The organism is Streptomyces prasinopilosus, assembly GCF_001419695.1.
In the GTDB taxonomy this organism is placed as follows: domain Bacteria; phylum Actinomycetota; class Actinomycetes; order Streptomycetales; family Streptomycetaceae; genus Streptomyces; species Streptomyces prasinopilosus.
Window position 1 is genome coordinate 1 of sequence record NZ_LIRG01000525.1, and the last position, 7,404, is coordinate 7,404.

8 protein-coding genes and 1 pseudogene are annotated in these 7,404 nt (G+C 71.2%); 4 read left to right on the plus strand and 5 right to left on the minus strand.

Translation table 11 applies throughout. The features are described 5' to 3' along the window. A partial coding sequence (locus tag AOK18_RS21085) for an acyl-CoA thioesterase (protein WP_206281575.1) occupies positions 1-203 on the minus strand: 203 nt, incomplete at its 3' end. Positions 204-207: 4 nt separating this feature from the next. Then, entirely contained in the window at positions 208-1,872 is a 1,665-nt protein-coding gene (ettA, locus tag AOK18_RS21090) for an energy-dependent translational throttle protein EttA (protein ID WP_055574024.1), read from the minus strand. A gap of 243 nt (positions 1,873-2,115) precedes the next feature. Here ettA and AOK18_RS21095 point away from each other — a divergent pair, with 243 nt between their 5' ends. Further along, positions 2,116-2,640: an HAD domain-containing protein gene (locus tag AOK18_RS21095; protein ID WP_055695375.1), complete on the plus strand. Its 525-nt coding sequence runs from the start codon at positions 2,116-2,118 to the stop codon at positions 2,638-2,640. Positions 2,641-2,769: 129 nt separating this feature from the next. Here the strand turns inward: AOK18_RS21095 and AOK18_RS21100 are convergent, their stop codons facing one another. Both AOK18_RS21100 and AOK18_RS21105 read right to left on the minus strand, forming a co-directional pair. After that, positions 2,770-3,048, minus strand: coding sequence for a hypothetical protein (locus AOK18_RS21100; protein WP_055695371.1), 279 nt, complete (start codon positions 3,046-3,048; stop codon positions 2,770-2,772). Positions 3,049-3,275: 227 nt separating this feature from the next. Then, positions 3,276-3,896, minus strand: a complete 621-nt coding sequence (locus AOK18_RS21105) for a hypothetical protein (protein WP_240503262.1) — start codon at positions 3,894-3,896, stop codon at positions 3,276-3,278. A gap of 243 nt (positions 3,897-4,139) precedes the next feature. Between AOK18_RS21105 and AOK18_RS21110 the strand changes: the two genes are divergently transcribed. Then, positions 4,140-4,487, plus strand: coding sequence for a DUF1330 domain-containing protein (locus AOK18_RS21110; protein WP_055695373.1), 348 nt, complete (start codon positions 4,140-4,142; stop codon positions 4,485-4,487). 83 nt (positions 4,488-4,570) lie between these two features. Continuing rightward, a pseudogene (locus AOK18_RS21115) lies at positions 4,571-5,224 on the plus strand (NADP-dependent oxidoreductase); the annotation flags it as partial. A gap of 270 nt (positions 5,225-5,494) precedes the next feature. On the opposite strand, the gene AOK18_RS21120 reads toward AOK18_RS21115, so the two are convergent. Further along, complete coding sequence (locus AOK18_RS21120) at positions 5,495-6,868, minus strand: Cys-Gln thioester bond-forming surface protein (RefSeq protein ID WP_055695374.1); 1,374 nt, start codon at positions 6,866-6,868, stop codon at positions 5,495-5,497. 343 nt (positions 6,869-7,211) lie between these two features. Between AOK18_RS21120 and AOK18_RS33640 the strand changes: the two genes are divergently transcribed. Next, positions 7,212-7,404 (plus strand): hypothetical protein (locus tag AOK18_RS33640; RefSeq protein WP_206281576.1); only part of this gene is annotated, 193 nt, incomplete at its 3' end.

Here is a 7,404-nt window from a genome sequence, read left to right on the forward strand (position 1 = left end):
ACCGGCGCGCGCCGGTGGACGAGCTGCCGCTTGTAGTCGATCTCGTGGCGGGCCACCACGGACCCCTGCTGGAAGTCCTTGTCCGGGCGGAACAGGAAATCGATACGGGCTTCCTCCAGGTAGCTGAGGAAGACCACGTTGTTGACGTGGCCGTACGCGTCCATGTCCGCCCAGCGCAGCGGGCAGCGGTAGATGTGCCGCAAGAGATCAGCCCCGGGTCAGCTTCTTGTAGGTGGCGCGGTGCGGACGCGCGGCGTCCGGTCCGAGCCGCTCGATCTTGTTCTTCTCGTACGACTCGAAGTTGCCCTCGAACCAGAACCACTTGGACTCGCCCTCGTAGGCGAGGATGTGCGTGGCGACCCGGTCCAGGAACCACCGGTCGTGGGAGATGACCACGGCGCACCCGGGGAACTCCAGCAGCGCGTTCTCCAGGCTGGAGAGGGTCTCGACGTCGAGGTCGTTGGTCGGTTCGTCGAGGAGCAGCAGGTTGCCGCCCTGCTTGAGGGTGAGCGCGAGGTTCAGCCGGTTGCGCTCACCGCCGGAGAGGACACCGGCCGGCTTCTGCTGGTCCGGGCCCTTGAAGCCGAAGGCGGAGACGTACGCCCGCGAGGGCATCTCGACCTGGCCCACGTTGATGTAGTCGAGCTCGTCCGACACGACCGCCCAGAGCGTCTTCTTGGGGTCGATGTTGGCGCGGTTCTGGTCCACGTAGGAGATCTTGACGGTGTCGCCGACCTTGATCGACCCGGAGTCGGGCTGCTCGAGGCCCTGGATCATCTTGAACAGCGTGGTCTTGCCCGCGCCGTTGGGGCCGATGATGCCGACGATGCCGTTGCGCGGCAGCGTGAAGCTGAGGTCGTCGATCAGCAGCTTCTCGTCGAAGCCCTTGCTGAGGTTGTTCACCTCGACGACGATGCTGCCCAGGCGCGGGCCCGGCGGGATCTGGATCTCCTCGAAGTCCAGCTTCCGCATCTTGTCGGCCTCGGCGGCCATCTCCTCGTACCGGGCGAGACGGGCCTTGGACTTGGCCTGGCGTCCCTTGGCGTTGGAGCGGACCCACTCGAGCTCGTCCTTGAGGCGCTTCTGCCGCTTCGCGTCCTTGGCGCCCTCGACCTTGAGGCGGGCGGCCTTGGTCTCGAGGTACTTGGAGTAGTTGCCCTCGTAGCCGTGCAGGCGGCCGCGGTCGACCTCGCAGATCCAGCCGGCGACGTTGTCCAGGAAGTACCGGTCGTGGGTGACGGCCACGACGGTGCCCTCGTACTTGGCGAGGTGCTGCTCCAGCCAGTTCACCGACTCGGCGTCGAGGTGGTTGGTGGGCTCGTCGAGGAGCAGCAGGTCGGGCGCCTCGAGCAGCAGCTTGCAGAGCGCGACGCGGCGCTTCTCACCACCGGAGAGGTTCGCGACGGGCCAGTCGCCGGGCGGGCAGCCCAGGGCGTCCATGGCCTGCTCGAGCTGGGCGTCGAGGTCCCAGGCGTTGGCGTGGTCGAGCTGCTCCTGCAGCTTGCCCATCTCGTCCATGAGCTCGTCGGTGTACTCGGTCGCCATCTGTTCGGCGATCTCGTTGAACCGGTCGAGCTTGCCCTTGACCTCGGCGACACCCTCCTGGACGTTCTCCAGGACGGTCTTCTCCTCGTTCAGCGGGGGCTCCTGGAGCAGGATGCCCACCGTGTAACCGGGGGTGAGGAAGGCGTCGCCGTTGGACGGCTGCTCCAGCCCCGCCATGATCTTCAGAACGGTCGACTTACCGGCGCCGTTCGGGCCGACGACACCGATCTTCGCTCCCGGGTAGAAGCTCAGGGTGACATCGTCGAGGATCACCTTGTCGCCGTGCGCTTTGCGCGCCTTGCGCATGGTGTAAATGAACTCAGCCAAGAGAAACCGTCCGGCAGCTTGAAACTGGCAGTGGGCAGATACACCCCATCTTGCCGCACCGCCACCCCCAGGGGGAAACGCGTACGGCACGGGCGCTCTGACCTGCGATTCCGCTGGTGTCGGTTTCGGCTCACCTGTCACTGCCGATCACCGTTGGTCGGCCTCGGGCGCCCTCGCACGGCCCACAGACGGCCCGGGGACGAGGGCGCCCCTTCCCCAGCGCGCTGGGCTATCGTGCCTTCGGTGACAAGCGTGACGGGACGCCGCCCCCTCCTCTTCCTCGACGTGGACGGTCCGCTCATCCCGTTCGGGTCGTCGTCCGATCACCCGCAGACCGCTGCCGCCCACTTCCCGCCGTCTCCCGGTCAGGGGAATCCACTACTGAGGCGGCTCGATCCCGGGCTCGGATCGCGCCTTACGGCTCTGGGCTGCCATCTCGTGTGGGCGACGACCTGGATGGAAGAGGCGAACGAAGTCGTCTCCCCACGCATCGGACTGCCCAGGCTGCCCGTGGTGGAGTGGCCGGCCCCCTGCTCCGACGAAGGCCCGCGCGGCCTGCACTGGAAGACCCGCCCTCTCGTCGAGTGGGCTGCCGGCCGGCCGTTCCTCTGGGTCGACGACGAGATCAACACCATGGACCGCCTGTGGGTCGACGCCAGCCATCCTGGCCCGTCGCTGCTTCACCGGGTCGACCCGGTCAAAGGCCTCGTGGAGGCCGACCTCTCCGTGCTCTCCGACTGGATCCGTGCCGTCGTCACGCCAGGCTGAGCACTGCTCCACCCGTTCGCTGGCCGGGCCGTGCGGTCTGTTCCACACCCACGACGCCAAGGGTCGGCGGTGCCCCTGTGGCCGTTCCAGTCCGTTGCCGTCCGGGGGCGTTGATGTCATCGGCTGATGTCACTTCGCAGAGCGCTGGCGCGTTGCCAGCCGCCGCAGCCTACGGCGGCGCTGTCCCGCTGCGCGCTGCTGAGCTCTCACGACGGCGACTGTCTGCGGGTCACCGATCAGGTCATAGTCGTACAGCAGAAGCGCATCGTCGTCCTCGGCGAGCAGGCGTCGCAACGTGTCGATGTGGCGCTCAGGGCTGGTGAGCAACCGCTTCGACTCCAGCCAGGCGGCCAGACCCATCGTCTTCCGGCACGGGACCATCGTAGTCAGCCGGCCCGGCACCGTCATGCCGGTTCTCCGGGCTGTGGGGCGCCACCCGCAACTACTCCCTGCGGAACCGTCTTGCCGCACCGCCACCCCTTGGAGGAAACGCGTTCCGCCAGGAGGCCCTGAGCTGGGGCTTCGCTGCTGATCGAGAGGGGCGTCCGTCGTCACCGGCCGGTGCCGGGCGTCCCGTACGGCCGAGGTCTCCGCCGGCGGGGTCCGGGGTGACCGATCGACGGCGCCGCCTTCCGTCACCCGAGCGGCACGGGAGCGAGCGGGAGCCGTTCCCTGTGGGGCCAGGTGAAGGTGCGGTCGGGTTCGAGGTGGGCCTCTCCCCAGTGGATGACGTGGATGCCGTTCTCGGCGTCCGCGGTGAAGAACACGCACACGAGCCTGGTGGAGGCTCCCAGCTCCTCGAAGGCTTCGCGCAGCCCCAGGTACTCCTCGGTCGCCAGGCCGCCGTCGACCTCGAACAGGGTGTCCGGCGGCTGCGGCCCGTGCGCCTGGAACAACCGGCGGCGGGTGGGCGACACGTTGGCGGGCAACCGGGCGCGGTCGAAGGGCTTCGGCTTGTCCGCGTACCTGAAGGGGAAGAGTGCGTGATCGTTGATCACCGCGTACTCGTACCCGCGCACGTCCCGTACGGACTCCCCCAGCTCCCGGGCCGTCTCCGCCAGGTTCTCGCGCACCGCCCCGGCGAGGGTGACGCCGTAGGGACTGCGCTTCTTCAGCCCCGCCGCGAGGTGCGCGGCATGCACCTTCGCGTGTGCCGCGGCCAGTTGTACCGGTACGGCGGCGGCGACCGCGCCGGCATGCCGCCCGAACCGCTCGACGGCCCAGCCCGAGGGCTCCACCGCACGTGCACCCGACACGGACACGCGTCCCCCTCCGCCCGATCAGCCCGCCCCCCACTGTGTGACACGCACACCAAGGGGACACAAGGGGGCGATCCGGCCACAGGGCGGCCCCAGGCCCCCACCTCCCGGGAGCCGCGGCCGGTCACCGGGGGCGGCGCCCTGCGGCCGCCGTCCCGGCCCACCCGTCAGGTCATCGACCGCGGTGCGCCGGCGTGCCATGCTCCCGGCGTACGGAACCCGACCGACCGGAAGGACGCCATGCCCGCCTACGTCATAGCCCACCTGCGAGAGGCCGCTCCGCACCCGGAGATCGCCGAGTACATCGAGCGCATCCCCGCCACCTTCGAGCCGTACGGCGGGCGCTTCCTCGTGCACGCCACGCAGCACGAGGTGAAGGAGGGCGACTGGCCCGGACACGTCGTGATGATCGGCTTCCCCGGGATCGCCGAGGCGCGGGCCTGGTGGGACTCACCCGCGTACCAGGAGATCGCACCGCTGCGCTCGCGGCACATCGAGGGCGACATCATCCTGGTCGAAGGCGTCCCGGAGGGCTACGACCCGACCGCCACCGCGAAGGCGATGCGGGAGGCTCTGCCCGCCGAGTAACCCCCCGGGCCCGGCCGGGACCGGCGGCAGACGACGGCCCGAGGCCGGTGGAGCGGCTTCGGGCAGGGGTCGCCCCGGAGCGGGCGGAGGTCGGCGACCGCGTGTTCGGCGAGGGCACGAGCACCTATGCCGAGTTCGCCGTGCTGTCGGCGTGGGCCCGGATGCCCGGGGGCCTGACGTTCGAGGAGGCGGCCGGGTACCCCTCCGTGATGGAGACCGCGCTGCGCGTCATCCGCGAGGTCGGTGTGCGGCCCGGGCAGACGCTGCTGGTCAGCGGTGCCTCCGGGGGAGTCGGGTCGGCGGTGCTGCAGATCGCCCGCGACCGCGGCATCACGGTGATCGGCACGGCCGGGGTCGCGAACCAGGACTACCTGCGGAGCCTGGGCGCTCTCGCCACGACGTACGGGGAGGGCTGGGCCGAGCGGGTGCGGCGGCTCGGCCGGGTCGACGCGGCGCTCGACCTGGCCGGTTCGAGCGTGCTCCGCGAGCTCGTCGATCTCACCGGGGACCCGCACAGGGTGGTCTCCATCGCCGATCCCGCCACCGCGGAGTTCGGCGTCCGGTTCTCCGGCACGGCCGGCAGCATGCCGGAAGCGCTCGCCGAGACGACCGGCCTCCTCGCGCGCGGAGGGCTGCGCATCCCGGTCGAGAAGTCGTACCCGCTCGCCGAGGCCGCGGCCGCGCACATCGAAAGCCAGGCCGGACACACGCGCGGGCGGCGGGTCCTGATCGTCTGAACCGCTCCCCGCGCAGCCGCACGGCACGTCCGGCACCGCCGGGACGACGCCCCGCGGTCACCCCGGTCCGTCCCTCGCAGAAGCCCTCCCGGAAAACTCTCCCGGAAGCCCTCTCCGGGGTCCTGTCCGCAGGTCCTGCCCGGAGCGGCCCGCGGCCTCCACCGACGCGCCGGGCGGGACCGGCGTACCGGACGGAACCGACGCGCCGGGCGGGACGCGGGAGAGGCCACCGCTCACGGTCCCGTCCGGCGGGCGCGCCGGACGGCCGCGTCAGTTGCCGCGGCCCGCCTCGCGCTGCCGGGTGACGACCAGGGCCGCTCCGCCGAGGACGACCAGGGTGATGGCGGTGCCGACGATCCAGGGGGCGACGCTGGAGGCGCCGGTGGCGGCGAGGTTGACGCCGGCGGCGGTCCCGGCGACCACGGGGGCGGGGCTGGGGCCGCTCAGGGTGTGGACGTCGGCGCCGGTTTCGGCGGCCTTGGTCCTGCAGTCGAGCATGCCGGTGAACCGCTTCTCGAAGCCGTCCGCGCCCAGGACCGTGAAGTCGTACGTCCGGTCCTCGGCCACCGGAACCGTCACCGTGCGGGTCCCGCCCGGCTTCACGGTGTACTCGCGCCCGGCCACCTCGAAGGTGAAGGGCTCGTCGTCCTGGTTGGCGGTGATGACGTCGACGCCGCCCTCGGCGCAGTTCTTGCGGGCGGTCATCGCCGGGATCGCGCCCTGCTCCGCCCACGTCGCGCTCGCCGTCGCGGAGACCGTCGAGGTGCTGGAGCCGGCCAGGATCTGCGTCTGGCTGCGGCTCTCCGCGGCGAACGCCCGGCCGACCGGCACCGTGGTCGAGGCCTGGGCGGTCACCTGGACCGTGCCCTCGGGCGCGTCCTCGGGTATCTCGAAGAACACCTCGGTGCCGTCCACCGCGCTGATGACCGGCAGGCCGTCCGCGTCCAGGACCCGCACCCCGCTCGCGGCGGTGTCCGCCGGCGGCGACATCGTCACGCTGCGCGCGTCCGTACGCACCGTCACCGGGCCCAGCAGCTCACCGGGGCGTCCGGAGACGGCCGGCGGGTCCAGGGTGAGCGACGCCTGCGGCTCCGCCCGGTCGCGCGCGTTCTTCTCCAGGTAGTCGGCGAGCTGCTCCGCCTGGGGGTCGACGGCGTCCACGTCCACGCCGTCGGAGTAGCGCCAGATCGCCACCTGCGTACCGGCCGCCGCGTCCTGCTCGGTCAGCTCGCCCCGGACGCCCGCCCGGTCGGCGAGCGCCGCGAGGTCGTTCACCTGGGGGTAGGAGTTCCGCAGGATCCAGTGGATCCGGCCGGCGTCCTCGTTGGCCCCCAGGGAGGTCCCGCTCCAGTCGGTCTCGTGGTATTCGGCGTCCGTCTGCGTGGGGGTGTGGATGTCCACGCAGTAGGTCTGGAGCATGCCGCCGCCCTCGACGGACATCTCGAACAGCCCCGCCGACACCTGCTGGTCCCCGGCGGCGTCGCGGATCACGGCCTCGCCGTACGTCTTCAGGCCCTCCACGGTCGCGGCCGCCCCGCTCTCACCGCGCGTCGTCCCGTCGTCGGCCACCGCCGTCCCGGTGCCGGTCAGCACACCGGCGGCGAGGAACCCGGACACCAGCGTTCCGGCGGCGAGACGTCTCACCGGTCCGAGCCCACGTGCGGACGACGCGGAGAATCCAGAGGACGCAGCAAACACCGATTTCCCTTCCGAGCGGGGCCCGTTGACGTGGGGGGCGGGTCCCACCAGCAGAATCACCGGCCCCGAGAACCCCGGGAGCCATGCCCGGAATCCTAAGTACGCCGCGAACCGCGCCCGCCGGTGATCAGGTCGGAGACCTGATCCGACGTGGAATCGTTATCGCCGGAGTGGGTACGGACCGGGCTTGTCGACAAATCACCATGGGATCGTTCGCCATGGATGCGGCGATAAGCCGCACTTCGGCCGGCCCCGCCTCCGGGGACCGGACCGGTGACATCACGTCACCGTGGCCGGTTCCGGCGAACACCCCGGGGCGGAAAGCTCAGTTGCGGTGGCTGCGGCGGTCGTCGCGGTGGTGGCCGCGGTCGTCGCGGGGACGGCGGCCGGCCCGGTCGCGGCGACCGCTCCCCCTGTGTTCGCCACCACCGCGCCTTCGGCGGCTTCGGCCGTTTCCGCCGATCCGGTGGTTCCGGCGGATC

Coding starts and splice junctions, on each gene's coding strand:
- AOK18_RS21100 (WP_055695371.1), bottom strand. CDS start 3,048: ATGACGGTGCCGGGCCGGCTGACTACGATGGTCCCGTGCCGGAAGACG.
- AOK18_RS21110 (WP_055695373.1), top strand. CDS start 4,140: ATGCCCGCCTACGTCATAGCCCACCTGCGAGAGGCCGCTCCGCACCCG.